The sequence below is a fragment of the Flavobacterium endoglycinae genome, assembly GCF_017352115.1.
GTDB classification, from domain to species: domain Bacteria; phylum Bacteroidota; class Bacteroidia; order Flavobacteriales; family Flavobacteriaceae; genus Flavobacterium; species Flavobacterium endoglycinae.
Map to the genome: position 1 here is coordinate 2,550,709 of NZ_CP071448.1, position 18,141 is coordinate 2,568,849.

Sequence of the window (18,141 nt, forward strand, 5' to 3'; positions counted from 1 at the left end):
CATAGTTTTACTGTAAACTTAAAACTGCGACTGAAACTAAAAATGTTCCACGTGAAACTATTTTAAAAATTTAATAATCTCGGTTTTCAAAAATAAATTGGAAGAATAAAAAATATAGAATAGAAATCCTAAAAATGAAAATTTTCGCTTTTAGGATTTGTTATACAATTAAACCAAAAAATAACTAGAATTTAAAAATGGACGTTTTAAACAAAAAACATTTTCTTACTGTAAAAGACCATTCTGTTTCAAAAGAAATTTTCGATTTGTACTATGATGAAAATTTGGATATGCTGATTACTTCTCCGCAGCCGGAATTAGAAAATTTAGGAAGATATTACGAAAGCGAAGATTATATTTCACACACAGATAACAAACGTTCCGTTTTTGAAAAAGCATATCATTTTGTAAAAAGTATTGCTTTAAAAAATAAATTGAATTTAATTAATTCCGAACAATCTCAAAAAGGAAAAATTTTAGACATTGGAGCTGGAACAGGAGATTTTTTATTGACGGCAAAAAATGACGGTTGGGAAACTTTTGGAATTGAACCAAGCGACCGAGCAAAAAATATTGCAAAGCAAAAAGGAATTTCATTTGTGGAAGAAACCAGTGAACTTGAAAATAATTCTTTTGACGTAATTACGATGTGGCATGTTTTGGAACACGTCCCAAATTTAGAATTACAAATCCAGGAATTGAAGCGACTTTTAAAACCAACTGGAACATTAATTGTTGCGGTTCCAAATTTCAAATCGTACGACGCAAAACATTACGGAGAATTTTGGGCCGCTTTTGATGTGCCGATTCACTTTTGGCATTTTTCAAAAAAAGCCATTCAGTCGCTTTTTGAAAAAGTCGATATGAAATTAGAAAAAATACTTCCCATGAAATTTGATTCTTTTTACGTGAGTCTTTTATCTGAAAAATATAAAACCGGAAAAATGAATTTTGTCAAAGCATTTTTTGTTGGTTTAAAATCAAATATGAAAGCTTCGAGTACAAAAGAGTATTCGTCACACATTTATGTCTTAAAAAACAAATAAAACGTAAAATAAGCGCTTTTAAGGCGCTTTTTTCGTGTTATTGAGGGTTTGTATTGTCTTTTCTGAGAAAACCGCTCTAATAAAAGCTATTAAAGTCACTTTTTATAGGGTTGTTTTATAGTTAATCGAGTAGCGATAAAGAAAACTAATACTTGAAAAATGGTTCATTTTTTCTCAAATTTTTAAGGATTTATTCGTTTTTTAATTTTCAATTTTTCCAACTTCGAAAAATGAAAATTTATTTTAAGATTGAATTTTTATGTGGTAATTTTTGAAAATTTAAAATATGCTTCCCAAAATTTAAATGGCTGAATTTTTTTAAGCAATCAGATAAAATTTTCAAATTTTAGAGAGAAAATACCTTTCATCTAACTTTTGTACTTCAAAAGTAATAAAAACTCAAAATAAGCGTTTTTAAAGCATTATATTAGATAAAATGGTGAGTTTATATTCCTTTTTTGAGAAGATTGTTTTAAGAAAAGATATGAAAGCCATTTTTAATAATGATAGATTATAGAATAAATATGATCCATAAAAAAAACTAATATGCTAAAATTCCAGCATTTTTTAAACTTTATGTCGATCCTATTTATTTTTTTATATTTTTGTCTTCAATACATAAAAAAATAGAAATTTAGAAAATGAAAAAAGCATTAGTAATTATCGGACTTTCAATTTTGGCTGTTTCGTGTAATAAGACGGCAGAAGTTAAGGAAGTAAAAACAGCTTATATCGATACTTCACTTTTAATGAAAGAATACACTGAGGCAAAAGATGTTGAAGCCAAATACAAAGCTCAGGCAGAAGAAAAAGGTAGACAATTGCAAGCTGAAATTAATCGTTTTAAACAAGATGCTGCTAATTTTCAAAGTCAGGCGCAGGCAAATGGCCAGCAATGGGCACAACAAAGAGGTGCTGAATTACAAAAAAGAGAGCAGCAGTTAGGATACGCTCAACAACAATTATCACAGCAATTACAGCAGGAAAGTGGTGTTGAAATGGACTCTTTGATAAGCGGAGTTAAAAAATTCATCAAAGAATACGGTAAGAAAAACGGTTATGCATACATCTATGGTACTGGTGATGCAGCAACTGTATTGTATGCTGAAGATAAATATGACATCACAAAAGAGGTTATTAAAGCTTTGAATGACAAATACAAAGCTTCTCCAAAAGCTGAAGAAAAACCAGCAGCAAAAGAAGAGGCTAAAAAATAAAAAATGCCAAACTAACTAAAACTAAAATTGGAAAAACCTAAATCACTTGCTGATTTAGGTTTTTTTCTTTTATAAAAATGCGATATTTTTGACGTTTAATATCTGCATAATGCAAAACGTTTCTGAAGCAGCTGCTTACACCTTACAATTCATAAATCAGACGCAAAAATCGATCTTCTTGACTGGAAAAGCCGGTACAGGAAAAACTACTTTATTGCGCGAAATTATTGCCACTACACACAAAAATACAGTTGTTGTAGCACCTACAGGTATTGCGGCATTAAATGCAGGAGGTGTAACGATACATTCGATGTTTCAGCTGCCATTTTCAGCCTTTATTCCCAGTTATCAAGACAGTTCTCAGTTTACTGAAACCGTAAAATTTGAAAACAAAGAATCACTTCGCAGACATTTCAAAATGAACAATGTAAAGCGAAATGTGATTCGAAATATGGAGCTTTTGGTCATTGATGAAGTCAGTATGCTGCGCGCTGATCTGCTGGACGCTATCGATTTTATGATGCAGACCGTTCGTAGAGATACGAGAGCTTTTGGAGGTGTTCAGGTGCTTTTTATTGGAGATTTATTGCAGCTTCCGCCCGTAATTCGTGATGAAGAGTGGCGAACACTGCGAAATTATTACAAAGGAAAATTTTTTTTTCATTCGCATGTAGTACAACAGAATCCACCGTTATATATCGAATTATCAAAGATTTACCGCCAGAGTGATGATGTTTTTATTTCGGTTTTGAACAACCTTCGAAACAATCAGATCAGTAAAGAAGATATCGAGGTTTTAAACCAATATGTAAAACCAGATTTTGATTTAAAATTGAATCCGGGATACATAACTTTAACAACTCATAATGCAAAAGCAGATACTATTAACGAACAGGCAATCAATGATCTGAGCGGAAATGAATTTACTTTTCTGCCATTTGTTGTGGGTGATTTTCCTGAAAAAATTTATCCAGTTGAAGAAAACCTGAAACTCAAAGTAGGAGCACAGGTAATGTTTGTTAAGAACGATTTATCATTTGAAAAACGATATTTCAACGGAAAAATGGGCGTTATAAAATCACTTTCTGATCAAGAAATCTTTGTTCACTTTCCAGAAGAAAATAAAACCATAGAAGTTGAAAAATACGAGTGGAAAAACATCCGTTACAAAGTAAATGAACTTACAAAAGACATTGAAGAAGAGGTTTTAGGTACATTTGCGCATTATCCAATCAAATTGGCGTGGGCAATTACGGTTCATAAAAGTCAGGGATTAACTTTTGAAAAAGCTGCGCTCGATGTATCGCAAGTTTTCCTTCCGGGGCAAGCCTATGTAGCACTTTCTCGTTTAACGTCCTTAAATGGGCTTATTTTGCTTTCTGCAATGCAGATGAATGGACTTTCAAATGATCAAGATGTAATGGACTATGCTCTGAACAAGGCAAACGAAAACGATCTTAAAAATTCCCTTCACTTCGAAACCAAAAATTTTATTCATAAGTATTTGATAGACAGTTTCAACTGGACAGATCTTGCACAAGAATGGCGAAATCATCGTTTTAGTTATAATGAAAATGCGACAGGATCTGAAAAATCAAAACATTCGATCTGGGCTCATAAACGCTTAGATTCTATTGAACAGCTTGTAAATCCAGCTCAAAAATTTATTGCGCAGCTCAATAAGATTTTTAGTGGAGAAACCGTTGATTTGGTGTTTGTAAAAGAAAGGGTAGAGGCAGCCTACGATTATTTCTTTAAACCGATGGATAAATTGGTTACTGATATTTTGAATAAAATGGCTGAAATTCAGAAGTTTAAAAAAGTTAAAGAATTCTACGAAGAATTAGCATTTTTAGATGACCTGCAGACGCAGGCTGTTTTGCGGTTAATGAAAGCCAGACTTTTGATGGATATTGTGGTTTCCCGTGAAACCATTAACAAAGACAGTTTATCTTCTCCAGCCATAAAAAATTATAAATCTGATAAGATTTCGAAAATTAGAGACGAGCAAAAAAGCGCCAATACGGATATGTTTCACGTGGAAGAACCTCTCAGCAGGTATACTGCCAAAAAAGCTGATAAAACAGCCGAAAAAGGCCCAAAAAAGACTACTGTCGAAGAAACGCACGAACTCTGGTTACAGAAAAATTCAATTGATGACATTGCACGTATTAGAAAATTAACCGTGCAGACGGTGGAAACCCATTTTATAAAACTCATTCAGGCGAAGAAAGTAGATATTTCAGATGTGCTTTCGTATGATAAAATCCTTGCTCTTCGTGAAGCATTCCAGTTTTATCAGGAAGAATCTCTGGCACCTCTAAAAGAAAAATATGGTGACGAATTTACATGGGATGAACTTAAGATGTTCAAAGCCAGTATAAATTAATTTTGTTTCATTTTCATTTTTGAATTTTGTATTTTAGAATGGGATTCAAAATTTTGAATCCGTTTATAAAAACATTATGTAAAATAGAAAATTATGAAAAAGCTAGTATATATTTTATTCTTAATTCTTTGTATTCAAAATACTTTCAGCCAGGATCTGAAACCAGAATATAAAAAGTTCTTGAAAACATTTATCGACGATGTTAAAAACGATAGGAAAGAGGCTATTGCCAATAACATTTCTTATCCTTTGCATCGTGAAAACCCAATACCATCTGTCAAAAATAAAGCAGAATTTATAAAACGTTATTCTCAAATTTTTGATGCAAATTTGAAGAAAGAAATCTCATCTTCAAATATCGATAAAGATTGGTCAGAAGTGGGCTGGCGCGGTATTATGCTCAATAATGGAACCATTTGGTTTGACACCGATGGAAAACTGAAAACTATCAATTATGAATCAAAGTATGAGAAGGATTTAAAAGCAAAACTGATTTCTTCGCAAAAAAACAAATTACATTCTAGTATTGCTAAGTTTAAAGAGCCAGTTTATATTCTGGAAACGTCTAAATTTAGAATCAGGATTGATGATTTAGGAAACCAAAATTACCGTTATGCGTCATGGTCAATTAAAAAAGGAATGAGTGAAAAGCCTGATTTGATTATTACCAATGGAAAATGGACTGCTGACGGCAGCGGAGGAAACGGTAAGTTCGAATTTAAAAAAGGAGCTTATGTTTACGAATGCTATATTATCGTTTTAGGCACATCTGATGCCCCTCCTGCAACATTAACTATCTATCAGAACAAAAAGGAGATTCTTGCTCAAAATGCGAAAATTGTTCCACGTTAAACATAAAAAAAGCGATTCATTTGAATCGCTTTTTTTTATAATTTTTTTGATTTTATAGATTTTCAACCAAAATCCATGCGTCTGGATTTTCGCCTTTTTGTATTTCTTTTTGTGCTTTTTCAGCTTCAGACATTGTGGCGTAACTTCCGTATAAAACCGGGAATAATCCGTGTTTATTTTCGCCCAGCATTCTTGCCTGATAACCATCTTTTATCAATTGGTTATATGCTTTTCTGGCATTGGCTTCACTTCTAAAGGCGCCAGCCATAATGTGATACGGCATTTTTTTCTCTTCAACGGTTTCTGTTTTAGCAGAATCCACAGCCATATTTACTGCTGGAAGAGGATTTTGAATAAAAAAAGTAGCTTCCTGAATTTTGTTCTGAACTTTCTTTTGAACCGCTCCTTCTACCACAAGTGTTTGTGTAGCAATTTGATTTTGATATAATGGATATCCAATGCTTCCCGTAATTCCAAGACCTAAAACTAAAATCGCTGCATATTTCAAGAATGAACCAGATGATTTTGTTTCCTCATTTTCGTATAAAGGAACTGGTTTTTTCTCGGCAATCTGTTCTATCTTTTTCTCGAAAATTTCTTTCTTAACGAGCGGAGAAACAAACGGACTTAACCCGAATGAACTTGTCAAATAGTTGGTTTGATCGTTTGGTGTAAAGATGAAATTGTTCTCATAATTCAAACGAATATCACCAATGTTTTTAAGACTTATTACGCCATTTTCTTCCAGCGTTTTTTTCCAGTTTGTCACTTCATTTGCAATGGCATTTACAGCAGTACCGTACGATATACCTTCTGCTTGCGCAACATGATTTGCCAGCAGTCCGTCATTGTTTTTTAAACGGCTGTTAAATGAAATTAATTTTTTGGGTGGAAAAAACGAATTAGTGCTTTCATTCAGCTGAGCTGATTGAATTTCGGTTAAAAATGCTCCAAACCCTGGAACCGTTACACACTGGTAACGATATAATAACTGTGCTATGTAAGTCTCGATTTTCATATCAGCAAAGTTAGAGAATGAATATAGTTATCAAAAATTTATTCACAATTTTTATTAACAATTCACGATTTTTTATAGATAATTAATTTTCAATAATTTAAAATAAGAGTTATTCAAAATTGCACTATTCAATTTTTTAAAAATGTAATATTTATTAGGAAATTACTTTGTTTTAATGATATTTGCACCTCAAAAAGAAAATAGTTTTCGTTTCTATTTTACATAATATTTTAAAGAAATGTCAGATCAGGATTTATTTTATTTATTAGCCTTAATGAAGGTAGAAGGAGTGGGAGATATTATAGCTAAAAAGCTGATCACAAACTGCGGCAGTGCCGAATCTATTTTTAAAACCGGTTTGAATAAAATTGCTGCTATTGATGGAATTGGATCAGCACTTGTAAACAATCTGAAAGACAAAAGTATTTTTGAAAAAGCCGATAAAGAACTGAAATTCATTCAATCGAATAATATTCAAGTATCTTATTTTCAAGATGATATATATCCCGAAAGATTGAAGCATTGTATAGATTCGCCAGTCTTAATTTTTACTGCAGGAAATATCGATCTCAAAAACCGAAAAACCATCAGCATTGTTGGTACACGCCAAATTACTTCTTACGGAATTGAGTTTTGCCGAAAGTTTATTGAAGATTTAGTACCGCTTGATCCAGTTATAATCAGTGGTTTTGCTTATGGAGTAGATATAATGGCGCATCAGCTGGCTATGGAATATAATCTGCAAACGGTTGGTGTTCTCGCACATGGACTTAATCAGATATATCCCAAGAACCATAAAAAGTATATGGCAAAAATGGAAGAGAATGGTGGTTTTATAACCGAATTCTGGAGTACATCTCAGCCCGATAGAGAGAATTTCGTGCGCAGAAATCGTATTGTTGCAGGTATTAGTGAAGCCACAATTGTAATTGAATCGGCTGATAAAGGCGGTTCGCTCATAACAGCAAATCTAGCAAACGATTATAACCGAGATGTTTTTGCGGTTCCCGGAAGAGTTACCGATAAATACAGCCAAGGCTGCAACGATCTTATTAAAACTCAGAAAGCAAATGTATTAACATCTGCGGCAGATCTCGTATACGTTTTAAATTGGGATCTTGAAAAGAAATCCAAAGCAGTTCAGAAACAGTTGTTCGTGGAACTAGAACCTGATGAACAAATGGTTTATGATTTTCTTATTAAAAATGGAAAGGAATTGCTTGATAGTATTGCTCTAGAATGCAATCTTCCGATATTTAAAATCTCAGGTATTCTGTTAAACATGGAATTAAAAGGCGTAATTCGCCCTCTTCCAGGTAAAACTTTTGAAGCTATTTAACGAGTGACTTTGTTATTTATTTTTGTTTCTGAAATGCTTGAATAATCGGTACAAAACAAAAATAAACAGTATTCCGAAAGCTATATTTAAAATCTGAAACAGATAAGGCGGGATATCGTAATCTTCAATATACTTATTCATATTTTACTTCTAATATATTAATAATTATAAAGTTACGTAAAATTGATTGCAAGTTAAGTTATAAATTAATAAATATCCCGCTGAGAATGCTATTTCGACATTTCGATAGAAAAAATAACACTTGAAATTTTCCAGCGTCCATTTGCTTTTACAAGCTGCCAGTATTCTTTTCCCCAGTTGGTCATTGAATCTTCAGACCAAAAACTGTAATCGAAAGTTACACTGGCAATGGCATCATCATTTTGAATTTGAATGTTTTCGAATTTCTCCTCGCTCTTTTTATCTTTCATAATTGATTGAAAGAAAGCTTTATAACTGCTAGTAAAATAGTTTTTTGTTACGACAGGTTTCACCAATCTTTTTGTTTGCGTTTTTTCTTTCATCACGCCAATCCAGTTTACATTTTCTTCAAAAAACAAACTTTTAAAAGTAGCAGAATCTTTTGCTATAATGCTGTGCATAAAGGAATTTAAAATCTGGTGGATTTCTTCTTGATCTTTAGATAATTCTTGTGCCGAAACCAGGTTTAAGGACAAAATTGCAAAAACAGTAATAATGATTTTCATGAGTTAATGATTACGATTTAAAATATAATTTTTGATTTTAGCAGCTGGGTTTTCAATTGCATATCTAAAGATCAATCCAGTAATTAAACAAGCTGCGATACTGATTATGAACGTTAAGTTGCTTTCTTTTTCTAAAGACGTTTCCTCAATAAAAGATTGCGCGATATGTATAATTCCTTTGTGAGAAAGATAAACTGCATACGAAAATGCCGCAAGCTGCACACTCCAATTGGATTTAAAACGATACAAAAACGAAGATTCTGAAATGGCCGACATTACTATCAAACCAAAACTAATTGAAACTGCCGTAAATCCTAATACGGAAGCTAAATGTGATGTTTGATCGTTACAAATCCACATTGAAAAACCTAATAAAGCAATACCAACAAGACATAAATAATTGCCGTTTGAGTTTATAAATTTTTTAAACCAAAGTGCATTTTCATAAAAATAAGCAATGGCAATTCCTGTGAGCAGTCCGTCTAATCGGGTGTAGGTGGGATAGTAAATTTTCATGTACCAAATACGCCAAAAATCGTCGCCGTTTACATTGGGAACCACGAAAATCTGCCATGAAATTTCTCTGAGAATTATTGAAAAGAGAAATAAAAGAACCAAAAAATAGTTGAAAATTCTAAACTTTTTATAATGCAAAAAAAACGCTAATGCCAACGGAAACAAGAGATAAAACTGCTCTTCAATACATAGCGACCAGGCGTGGGAGAATGTTCCAAAATGGAAAAGATCCAATTCGATATTCTGTGTAAAAGTGATGAATTTCCAAATAGGAGGAAGGGATTCTCTTTCCCTAAAAAAAGGAAATAGAAAATAGAGAGAAAGCGTTACAACATAAGGCGGTACTATTCTAAAAAACCGTTTTGTGAAAAATGTTTGTAAGCCAATTTTTCCATTCGAATTGACTTCATGAAAAAGCTGTTTTGAAATTAAAAATCCGCTTAGAACAAAGAACAAATCTACACCCATCCAGCCAAAACGTCCGTAAGTATCGACCCATTCCGGATGAGCAAACATTCGGTAGTGGTATATTAAAACCATCGTAATGGCCAAAGCGCGTAAGTGATCTAGTCCGTGAAATTTTTCTGCAACTGTATGCATTTGTTTTTTTATACAAAGAGAACTTGATTTTTTGATCTTATTTTCTGATTTATTCAAACGGAAATAATTCTCATGTAAAAAGCAATGAATTGAATTTCAAGTGCATTTTTGGTTATCCACATTCAATTCATTGTTGTCCATCACGATTTGGCAGAATATGCTTTGTGATTGTTTATTTTTGAACCATGATTAAAAATTCAAATAATACTCAAAAACAGAAGATTATATTCCAAGTGATATTTTGGTGCGCCTTTTTTTTGATAGGCGAAGTCAAAATTTATGCAGAATATAAAAATCCTATGTTTTCCCAAATCATTCCGTATGATCTCACGCATTTGTTGTTTCAGATTCTGGCGGCCAATTTTGCATACAGTATTTTAATCAAAAAGTTGTTTTACAGAAAGCGATATTTCGTATTTATTGTTTCTTCAATCTTGGGTATTTATGGAATTTCGGTTTTAAATAGATTATTTACGATCTATATTGCTGAACCTTTTTTTATTGAAACACCACAAGACGATGTTTGGAATATTATAACAGATGTGAATTATTTATTCTGCTTTTATGTTATTCCAATTGTGACTGCATCTTTTATTTTTGTTTCGATATCATTTATGCTTGATTTAAGAAACGAAAAAGAGAATTCTGTACAATTACTCAAAGAGAAAGCAGAATTAGAATTAAAGGCCTTAAAAACGCGTTTAAATCCGCATTTCTTATTCAATACACTAAACAACATTTATTCTCTTTCGATAATCAACTCAAGCAAAACATCAGAATCCATAAGCCGACTATCAAATATGCTGGATTATATTTTATACAAAGCAGATAAAAAAATGGTTTTGATTTCGGAAGAAATGAAAGTAATCAAAGATTATATAGAATTGGAAAAGCTGAGGTATAGTGAAAGATTACAATTGGTTATTGCAGAAAACATCCAGTCTGAAAATCAGATTCCGCCTTTGCTGTTTTTATCTTTGGTTGAAAATGCTTTTAAACACGGAGCTGCCTGTAATACTGGGAAAATTTCTATTTTTATTTCCGTAGAAACTAATGTGGTCAAAACAGTTTTAAAAGTTGAAAACTCATTCATCCCGAAAGAAAATATGGATTCTAAAGGTCTTGGATTGAAAATCATTCAAGATCAGCTGAAGATTATCTACGGTGATCAAAGTCAGTTTGAAATTGAAAATAAAAACGGGTTTTTTAAAGTTCAAATACAAATTCCTGCCAATGAAAATTAATTGTATAGTAATTGATGATGAGCCGTTGGCAGTACAATTATTAGAAAATCATATTTCTAAAATTGAAGAATTGCATGTCATTGGAACTGCACAGAATGCTTTGGAAGCTTATAAACTCTTAAAAAAGAATCCTGTCGATTTGATTTTTCTAGATATCAATATGCCGGATTTAAACGGAATTGATTTTTTAAAATCTCTGCATCATAAACCTAAAACGATTTTTACAACCGCTTACCGCGAATTTGCGATTGAAGGTTTTGAACTCGAAGCTGTCGATTATATTTTGAAACCCATAACGTTCGAACGTTTCTTTAAAGCGGTTGAACGTGTTTTAAGACAAAATCCTGAAAATAAAGAGGAAGAATTCATTATATTGAAATCCAACGGACTGCAGCATAAAATTGCATTAACCGATATCTTATTTTTTGAAAGTCAGGGAAATGACATTAAGGCGGTTTTAAAAGGCAAAAAAGAAATTGCGGCAAAATATAAAATTAGTGATCTGGAAATGAATCTGTTTTCTAAAGGTTTTTTACGGATTCACCGTTCTTTCTTAATCAATCAAAAAGAAGTAAAAGCAATAGGAAACAACGAATTGATTATTGATAATTACTCAATTCCGGCTGGCCGCATCTATAAAGAAAATTACGATCAGCTGAAGCAAGATTTCAAAAGAATAGCAAATAAAAACCCGAAGGGATCATCAATCGGGTTTTTAAATTATTTAGTATCGTTATCATAATCCCAGAAGGCTTCTTTTGTCCCAGCTCCATCTAAAAGACAATAAGCAGCATACGAAATATCCATTAACCAGTTATCAATTTGTGTGACTTGTTCTTTCGAAATCAATTTATTACTCTGAAGCATTCCTTCAGGATGAACGGCCCACATTCTGCCCAAATGAGTAATTCCCATAATACTGCTGATGATTCTTCGGTCAACAAAATCCTTTTCCATTTCTGGAGCGAGTACTCTTAATGCCTGCATGATCAAATGGTAATTTTCTTCCCGAAGTTTTCCGCGAAATGGCCTCAAATGACCTAAGAAACCATTTTGCCATCGCTCACTTTCTACATTTGTATGAGCGCCGCATTGATACATTAATTCCTCAATTGCTTCTTCTGTAGTCATGATTTCAGTGCTAATTCTATATAGATATAGTCAGTTATTGTTTCTGATAAGCTAATAACAGCTCTCTGTTTTTCATCTATAAATTGAAATAATTTAGGATCTTTTACTTTTGCTTGATTATTAATAATTGCCTCCTTAACTTTTTTATTAATTTTCGTAAGTGATTTTGCTTTTTTTTCAATTACTTTCAAAATCTCCTTTTTTATTTCTGGATATTCTAAGCTTTCTTTAATTAGCTTTAAAACTGCCAAATAAAGAAGATAATTTTTCATTCTAATTTGATGTGCATTTGATAGAAGAGAAGGATTATTTAATTCCTGTTCTATTGTATTTTCAAATTTATCAAGACCATTAAAAACATTAATAATTCTAGATTGGCAAAGTTGTAAGAAATCAGGATTATCTTCCCATTCTTCTCCAATTTTTATTAAAAAAGCGGCACTATTGCTATCCAATCTGGCGTCGGGGTATTCTAATGGTGCTATCCATAAATTTACAGAAATACCTCCTGAACCATTTGCAGAAATTATAATATGACAATAGGCAATATTTTGATGTCCAATTTTTCGGGAAAGAATAATTGTATTTTTATTCCACATAGAATAAAGTGGTATAAAATTATATTCAAGAATTAATTTAGAGAACTCATTCTCAGCGGTGTAAAATGAACTCATTTTATTTAGAATTATTTTTTTAACAAGATATTTTTTATGTATTCAAAATTAAATAAAATTATTGTAATGTTTTTTGCTTAGTGATGTTTAGCAAAAAAAAAGAGCCTAAATAGGGCTCTTAAATAATTATAATATTTTAAATTTTAGTATTAAAAACCTAGTTTCTCACGAACTCTTTTTAAAACGCCATCAGCAATAACTGATGCTTTGGCAGCACCTTTTTTCAAAAGCGCATCTACTTCGTCGAGATTGTTTATGTAGTAGTTGTATTTTTCTCTTTCGGTTTTATATTTTTCACTAATCAATTCAAAAATAGCTTGTTTGGCGTGGCCGTAACCATAATTTCCACCTAAATAATTAGCTCTCATTTCGGCAATTTGACTGTCATCTGCCATTAAAGAATAAATAGCAAAGGCATTGCAGGTATCAGGATTTTTTGGAGCTTCAAGCGGAGTACTATCCGTTTCAATGCTCATAATCTGTTTGCGCAGCGCTTTATCATCCAAGAAAATATTAATGTAATTATTGGCTGATTTGCTCATTTTTCCACCGTTTGTTCCCGGAATCAGCATGCTGTCTTCCTGAATTTTAGCTTCTGGAAGCACAAAAGTTTCTCCCATTTGGTGGTTGAATCTTGCCGCAACATCACGTGTAATTTCTAAATGCTGTAATTGGTCTTTACCTACTGGAACAAACTCGGCATCATATAATAAAATATCGGCTGCCATTAACATCGGATACGTAAAAAGTCCAGCATTAACATCATCTAAACGATCTGCTTTATCTTTGAAGGAATGTGCAAGTGTCAAGCGTTGAAACGGAAAAAAACAGCTTAAATACCAAGTCAACTCAGTTGTTTGTACTACATCAGACTGTCTGTAAAATGTAACACGGTCAATATCCAATCCGAAAGCCAGCCATGTAGCAGCTACACTAAAAGTGTTTTCTCGTAATGTTTTTCCATCTTTAATTTGTGTAATCGAATGTAAATCAGCTATAAACAAAAATGATTCGTTTGCTGGATTGTTAGATAATTCGATCGCTGGAATAATTGCTCCTAATAAGTTTCCTAAGTGAGGCGTTCCTGTACTTTGAACACCAGTAAGTATTTTTGCCATTATTTTTATTTCTGAACCGCGAAGTTCGCAAAGTTTATTTCTATAAACCACAAAGTTCGTGATTTTTTTAGAAAGTTCTAATAGATGGGATTTTAATGGTTTTTTTACTGTGGTTTGTGCTTTGCTTCATATTTGAGATTTATTTACTAGATTTTTATATGTTTTTTACCGCAGAGTTTACAGAGATTTTCGCAGAGATTGCAGAGATTTTTATTTGAGTTTTTGCTTTTAGCATTGAGAACGCAGAGTTTTGTTTTGATGATGTAGATCTTACAAATTATTTATTACCCTTCTTATTCCATTTTTTAATAAAATTTCATTGAAATTTATGAGCAGACCGAGTTTATATTTTCCTAATTTTAAATAGGTTAAAGTTTGTGCAAGATGATTTACTGTCAGCGATTCAACACTTTTTATCTCGACTATAAATTTGTTTTCAATTAGTAGATCCACTCTATAACCACAATCGAGTTTGACTTCTTCGAAAACTAAAGGCATTGGTTTTTCCTTTTCAACCAGAAGACCTTGTTGTTTAATTTTATAAAATAAACATTCTTGATAGGCATTTTCTAATAAGCCAGGCCCAAGCGCTCTGTGTATTTGAATTGCCAATCCAATTACAATAGTTGAAATTTCATTTTCACTCATTTTAGTTATATCATTTTAACGCAGAATTTCGTATAAATATAGAGATTTTAAATATATCATTGGAATTTATTTAAAGAAGTTAAAATTTTGATTATAAGTAACTTACGAATCTTTGTGCACTTATTGCTTTAGCAATTTTTACAAAAACTCTTTTTCTCTGCGAAAATCTCTGTAAATTCTGCGGTAAAAAACCAATCCCAATTATTTTTTAATAGAATTCATTTCTGTTTCTTACTTTTGAAGTTATGAAAATATTAAAAATTGCTTTTTGGATTATCTGGCGCATATGGTTTTACGTTTTAATGGCGGTTCCAATACTCATTATGCTGCCGTTATTGCTTATTTCTATTATCTCTGAGAAAGGATATCCGTATTTTTTTAAAATGGCTCGCATTTGGGCTAAATTCATTCTTTTCGGAATGGGATTTTATTACAAAATCAAAAAAGAGCAGAAACTTATCAAGAATAAAAGCTACATGATTGTGGCCAATCATACGTCGATGACAGATATTATGCTGATGCTTGCCATTATCAAAAACCCGTTTGTTTTTGTGGGAAAAAAAGAATTAGTTAAGATTCCGTTGTTTGGATTTTTCTATAAAAGAACCTGTATTTTGGTGGATCGAAATTCTTCTAAAAGTAAAAATGAAGTTTTCAAAAGAGCGCAGAGTCGTCTTAATCAAGGTTTAAGTATTTGTATTTTCCCAGAAGGAGGAGTTCCTGACGATGAATCTATTTTATTGGATGAGTTTAAAGACGGCGCCTTCAGGCTGGCAATCGATCATCAAATTCCAATTGTACCAATCGTTTTTGCGGACAATAAAAAACGATTCTCCTATACTTTTTTGAGCGGAGGTCCTGGAAAAATGAGAGGTAAAATTTTACCATTTGTAGAAACTGAAGGTCTTACTTCAGAGAACAGAAAAGAACTCAAAGATAAAGTTAGACAAATCATTTACAATGGATTAATTGAATTTGAAAAGAAAACATCCAAAGTATTAGTTTAAAAAACAAACCCGGTAAACAATAAAGTCTGCCGGGTTTTCTTTTGAACTAAAAACCCCTTTTTATATTCAAAAAGCTCTTTATCTATGAATTATTTTTTCAGATATAAATCGTAATATTTTCTTAAACTTCAATTTGGTTTTTCTGCGGTTTTTATTCAGCAACGTTTCTAGTATTTCTTTCATGGCTAAAATATTATAGGTTTGGTTATTAAAGAGTTTCGTTAAAAACTCAGTTAATGGATAATATATTTAGATAACAAAAAATCAAAAAGGTTGGATTCTGAGAATAAAATTTTTGAATTATTTTTTAAAAACCCGTTAGTATATTAAACACCAACGGATTTTTACTGATAACCAACCAAATTTATTCTAAAAAAACCTTGAGAATGGGTATATGGCAATACCGCAAATCGCACGTCTTTTTATTAGATGAGGTTTTTTAAAAAAGGTTGCGCCATTTTTTTACTTTTTTTTAAAAAATAAAAAACCCGACAGCTTTACAGTGTCGGGTTTATGTGGTAAAGTATTGATTTTAAATACTTTTAGAAATATTAAGCATCTGCTAATTCTTTCATATGAGCTTTAATTTTTTCTTCAAGCTCTTCTGCTAATTCTGGATTATCTTTAATTAAGGCTTTAACGGCATCACGACCTTGTCCTAATTTTGTATCTCCATAACTGAACCATGATCCTGCTTTTTTAACGATATCAAATTCAACTGCTAAGTCAAGGATTTCACCTGTTTTAGAAACTCCTTCTCCATACATGATATCAAATTCGGCAGTTTTAAATGGTGGTGCTACTTTGTTTTTTACGATTTTCACTTTAGTTCTGTTTCCAATTACGTTTTCACCGTCTTTGATTTGAGCAGAACGACGAATATCTAAACGTACAGAAGCGTAGAATTTCAATGCATTACCTCCAGTTGTAGTTTCAGGATTTCCGAACATTACACCAATTTTTTCACGAAGCTGGTTGATGAAGAAAACCGTACAGTTTGTTTTGCTGATAGTTCCAGTAAGTTTTCGTAATGCCTGTGACATTAAACGTGCGTGAAGACCCATTTTAGAATCTCCCATTTCACCTTCGATTTCACTTTTTGGAGTCAATGCCGCAACCGAGTCAATTACCACAATATCAATTGCTCCAGAACGGATTAAGTTTTCAGCAATTTCAAGTGCCTGCTCTCCGTTGTCTGGCTGTGAAATAATTAAGTTCTCGATATCAACATTTAATTTTTCAGCATAATTTCTGTCAAAAGCATGCTCAGCATCAATAAATGCAGCAATTCCACCCGCTTTTTGAGCTTCTGCAATTGCGTGTAAAGTTAAAGTAGTTTTACCAGAAGATTCTGGTCCGTATATTTCAATAATTCTTCCTTTTGGGTAACCATTCACACCAAGAGCTAAATCTACTCCAAGAGAGCCAGAAGAAATCGTTTCTACCTCTACAATAGCTCTATCGCCCATTTTCATTACGGTTCCTTTTCCGTAGGTTTTGTCAAGTTTATCAAGTGTTAGTTGTAACGCTTTTAATTTGGCTTCTTTGTCTGCACTCATCTTTTCTTAAATTATCTAAATTGTTATTTTAAGCCCTCAAAATGAAAATCAAAAGAAGGAAATAACTTCTTGATTTTGGTTCGGCTTGGAAGTTGTAAAATTAGTCCTTTTTTTGAAGTTTGATTGTTCCAAATTGTCACAATTTTCATTACAAAAATAGCGCCTTTAATTCTGTCGCATCGGTAGGTTTTATTTTTCCTGCAAGTAATAAACTCAGCTGTTTACGACGTAAAGCGGCATCAAAACGTTGTATTTCAAGTTCGGTTTCCGGTACTATTGGCGGTACTTCAACTGGTCTTCCAGTATCGTCTACGGCAACAAATGTATAAATAGCTTCGTTGGCTTTTGTTCTGTTTCCAGATTCGCGGTCTTCTACCCAAACGTCTATAAAAACTTCCATAGAACTTTTAAATGATCTTGAAACTTTTGCTTCGACAGTCACAACACTTCCAAGAGAAATTGCTCTGTTAAAAGCAACGTGATTTACAGAAGCCGTAACTACAATTCGGCGTGAATGTCTGCGGGCAGCAATACTCGCGGCGCGATCCATTCGGGCTAATAATTCGCCTCCGAAAAGATTGTTTAAAGGATTAGTTTCGCTCGGTAAAACTAAATCTGTTAAAATAGTTAGGGACTCTGAAGGATTTTTTGGATTCATTTTTTTGAAATTTAAAATAATTGCGGCTGATAAATTAATTCAGCCAGTATACTGCTATAACGGCAGGAATAAAATATATAACAATGGTTCTCGCTCCATCGTAATCTTTGGCTAATCGTTGTCCGAAAAGCATCATTAACAAACTAATACAAGAAAATATTGCACCGTAAAAGCCATATTCGCGTCCGCTGTTTGTCAACAGCTGAATAATGCCAACGGCACTTAAAATTCCGGCAATTAATTCTACTACCAATAAGTGAAATAAGGCAAGCGGAACTTGGTTTTTTAATTTGGTTTGGGCAAAATGCTCTTTGAGCCAGGCAACATTATCTTTCCAGTAAAAAATCTTCTCATACCCTGATTGTAAAAAAGTTAAGGTTAGAAAAGCTAACATTAAAATTGAGGCAGCATTATTCAT

Annotated in this window: 18 protein-coding genes; 8 read left to right on the forward strand and 10 right to left on the reverse strand. The window is 32.5% G+C overall.

The window, feature by feature from the left end; genetic code table 11:
- Window positions 1-197: 197 nt before the first annotated feature.
- The 4 genes from J0383_RS11215 (at window position 198) to J0383_RS11230 (ending at window position 5,504) form a co-directional block, all read left to right on the forward strand.
- The gene (locus tag J0383_RS11215; protein WP_207298464.1) at window positions 198-1,046 is read left to right on the forward strand and encodes a class I SAM-dependent methyltransferase; all 849 of its coding nucleotides are present in this window, start codon (window positions 198-200) and stop codon (window positions 1,044-1,046) included.
- 641 nt (window positions 1,047-1,687) lie between these two features.
- Window positions 1,688-2,263: an OmpH family outer membrane protein gene (locus tag J0383_RS11220; protein ID WP_207298465.1), complete on the forward strand. Its 576-nt coding sequence runs from the start codon at window positions 1,688-1,690 to the stop codon at window positions 2,261-2,263.
- A gap of 109 nt (window positions 2,264-2,372) precedes the next feature.
- On the forward strand, window positions 2,373-4,652 hold the full coding sequence (locus tag J0383_RS11225) for a helix-turn-helix domain-containing protein (protein ID WP_207298466.1): 2,280 nt from the start codon (window positions 2,373-2,375) through the stop codon (window positions 4,650-4,652).
- A 93-nt stretch (window positions 4,653-4,745) separates the two neighbouring features.
- The gene (locus J0383_RS11230; protein WP_207298467.1) at window positions 4,746-5,504 is read left to right on the forward strand and encodes a hypothetical protein; all 759 of its coding nucleotides are present in this window, start codon (window positions 4,746-4,748) and stop codon (window positions 5,502-5,504) included.
- 52 nt (window positions 5,505-5,556) lie between these two features.
- Here the strand turns inward: J0383_RS11230 and J0383_RS11235 are convergent, their stop codons facing one another.
- Window positions 5,557-6,522 carry an HU domain-containing protein gene (locus J0383_RS11235; RefSeq protein ID WP_207298468.1) on the reverse strand — a complete coding sequence of 322 codons (966 nt, stop codon included), beginning with the start codon at window positions 6,520-6,522 and terminating at the stop codon, window positions 5,557-5,559.
- 238 nt (window positions 6,523-6,760) lie between these two features.
- Here J0383_RS11235 and dprA point away from each other — a divergent pair, with 238 nt between their 5' ends.
- Complete coding sequence (dprA, locus tag J0383_RS11240; protein WP_207298469.1) at window positions 6,761-7,861, forward strand: DNA-processing protein DprA; 1,101 nt, start codon at window positions 6,761-6,763, stop codon at window positions 7,859-7,861.
- A gap of 230 nt (window positions 7,862-8,091) precedes the next feature.
- Here dprA and J0383_RS11245 read toward each other — a convergent pair whose 3' ends face one another.
- Window positions 8,092-8,568 (reverse strand): Cif family virulence factor, encoded by a 477-nt coding sequence (locus J0383_RS11245; RefSeq protein ID WP_207298470.1) that lies wholly within the window; start codon window positions 8,566-8,568, stop codon window positions 8,092-8,094.
- Between the two features lie 3 nt (window positions 8,569-8,571).
- Window positions 8,572-9,684 carry an acyltransferase family protein gene (locus J0383_RS11250; RefSeq protein WP_207298471.1) on the reverse strand — a complete coding sequence of 371 codons (1,113 nt, stop codon included), beginning with the start codon at window positions 9,682-9,684 and terminating at the stop codon, window positions 8,572-8,574.
- A 299-nt stretch (window positions 9,685-9,983) separates the two neighbouring features.
- Here J0383_RS11250 and J0383_RS11255 point away from each other — a divergent pair, with 299 nt between their 5' ends.
- Both J0383_RS11255 and J0383_RS11260 read left to right on the forward strand, forming a co-directional pair.
- A complete protein-coding gene (locus J0383_RS11255; protein ID WP_239023332.1) occupies window positions 9,984-10,928 on the forward strand; it encodes a sensor histidine kinase in 945 nt (314 codons plus the stop codon).
- A complete protein-coding gene (locus J0383_RS11260) occupies window positions 10,918-11,670 on the forward strand; it encodes a LytR/AlgR family response regulator transcription factor (RefSeq protein ID WP_207298473.1) in 753 nt (250 codons plus the stop codon). The genes J0383_RS11255 and J0383_RS11260 overlap by 11 nt, the downstream gene beginning before the upstream one ends.
- Here J0383_RS11260 and J0383_RS11265 read toward each other — a convergent pair.
- The 4 genes from J0383_RS11265 to J0383_RS11280 form a co-directional block, all read right to left on the reverse strand.
- The gene (locus J0383_RS11265) at window positions 11,649-12,059 is read right to left on the reverse strand and encodes a hypothetical protein (RefSeq protein WP_207298474.1); all 411 of its coding nucleotides are present in this window, start codon (window positions 12,057-12,059) and stop codon (window positions 11,649-11,651) included. The two genes, J0383_RS11260 and J0383_RS11265, sit on opposite strands and share 22 nt — an antisense overlap.
- Window positions 12,056-12,733, reverse strand: coding sequence for an Imm25 family immunity protein (locus J0383_RS11270; RefSeq protein WP_207298475.1), 678 nt, complete (start codon window positions 12,731-12,733; stop codon window positions 12,056-12,058). Before J0383_RS11270 ends, J0383_RS11265 begins: the two co-directional genes overlap by 4 nt.
- A 149-nt stretch (window positions 12,734-12,882) precedes the next feature.
- On the reverse strand, window positions 12,883-13,851 hold the full coding sequence (trpS, locus tag J0383_RS11275) for a tryptophan--tRNA ligase (protein ID WP_207298476.1): 969 nt from the start codon (window positions 13,849-13,851) through the stop codon (window positions 12,883-12,885).
- A 270-nt stretch (window positions 13,852-14,121) separates the two neighbouring features.
- Complete coding sequence (locus J0383_RS11280) at window positions 14,122-14,499, reverse strand: GxxExxY protein (RefSeq protein ID WP_207298477.1); 378 nt, start codon at window positions 14,497-14,499, stop codon at window positions 14,122-14,124.
- Window positions 14,500-14,744: 245 nt separating this feature from the next.
- On the opposite strand from J0383_RS11280, the gene J0383_RS11285 reads away from it, so the two are divergent.
- Window positions 14,745-15,506, forward strand: a complete 762-nt coding sequence (locus J0383_RS11285; protein WP_207298478.1) for a lysophospholipid acyltransferase family protein — start codon at window positions 14,745-14,747, stop codon at window positions 15,504-15,506.
- A gap of 551 nt (window positions 15,507-16,057) precedes the next feature.
- Here the strand turns inward: J0383_RS11285 and recA are convergent.
- The 3 genes from recA to J0383_RS11300 form a co-directional block, all read right to left on the reverse strand.
- Window positions 16,058-17,065, reverse strand: coding sequence for a recombinase RecA (recA, locus tag J0383_RS11290; protein WP_207298479.1), 1,008 nt, complete (start codon window positions 17,063-17,065; stop codon window positions 16,058-16,060).
- A gap of 148 nt (window positions 17,066-17,213) precedes the next feature.
- Window positions 17,214-17,723: an acyl-CoA thioesterase gene (locus J0383_RS11295; RefSeq protein ID WP_207298480.1), complete on the reverse strand. Its 510-nt coding sequence runs from the start codon at window positions 17,721-17,723 to the stop codon at window positions 17,214-17,216.
- Between the two features lie 34 nt (window positions 17,724-17,757).
- The gene (locus tag J0383_RS11300) at window positions 17,758-18,141 is read right to left on the reverse strand and encodes a DoxX family protein (RefSeq protein WP_207298481.1); all 384 of its coding nucleotides are present in this window, start codon (window positions 18,139-18,141) and stop codon (window positions 17,758-17,760) included.